Origin of the sequence: Micromonospora sp. KC207 (genome assembly GCF_004348615.1) — a bacterium.
In the GTDB taxonomy this organism is placed as follows: domain Bacteria; phylum Actinomycetota; class Actinomycetes; order Mycobacteriales; family Micromonosporaceae; genus Micromonospora.
Map to the genome: position 1 here is coordinate 1 of NZ_SMKJ01000613.1, position 947 is coordinate 947.

The window sequence follows — 947 nt, forward strand, 5'->3', positions numbered from 1 at the left end:
GAACCCGACCGGAATCAGAGCATTTCACCCCGGGATCGTGTCTGGTTCACTTTCACCCCGGCATCGACGGACATCACGTCCGCCGAGCCGATGCCCCAACGACATACGCCTTCACCATGACCGAACGGCGACCCTATCCGTCCGACCTCTCCGACGCCCGGTGGGCCCTGATCGCACCCCGCCTGACCGCCTGGCGACAGGCCCGCACCGACGCCGGCGTCGGCGGCCGCACCCCCACCCACGACCTGCGCGAGATCTTCAACGCCATCCTGTACGTCAACCGCACCGGCATCGCCTGGCGCTACCTGCCCCACGACTTCCCACCCCACGCCACCGTCTACGGCTACTTCGCCGCCTGGAGCAAGGATGGCATCTTCACCGACCTGAACTACCAGCTCACCGGCCTCGTCCGAGACCACCACGGCCGCACCATCGCACCCACCGCGTCCATCATGGACACCCAGAGCGTGAAGACCTCCACCAGCGTCCCACTGTCCACACAGGGCACCGACGCCGGGAAGAAGATCGTCGGCCGCAAACGCGGCATCATCACCGACACCCTCGGCCCACTCCTCGCCGTCATCGTCACCGCCGCAAGCGCCAGCGACAACACCATCGGCATCGAACTGCTCGACCAGGCCACCACCGCCCACCCCACCCTGACAAAGACCTGGGTCGACGCCGGCTTCAAGACCAAGGTCGTCGAACACGGCGCCGCCCTCGGCGTCGACGTCGAGATCGTCACCAAAGACCCGCAGGTCAAAGGCTTCAGCGTGGTCAAACGCCGATGGGTCGTCGAACGCACCATCGGCTGGCTCATGCACCACCGCCGACTCGTGCGCGACTACGAAGCCCGACCCGACAACTCCGCCAGCATGATCACCATCGCCATGATCGACAACCTCGCCAAACGGCTCACCACCGAAACCACCCCAACCTGGCGATAC

1 protein-coding gene is annotated in these 947 nt (G+C 65.9%); it reads left to right on the plus strand.

The window, feature by feature from the left end:
• Nucleotides 1-116: 116 nt before the first annotated feature.
• A partial coding sequence (locus E1258_RS32825; RefSeq protein WP_132407884.1) for an IS5 family transposase occupies nucleotides 117-947 on the plus strand: 831 nt, incomplete at its 3' end.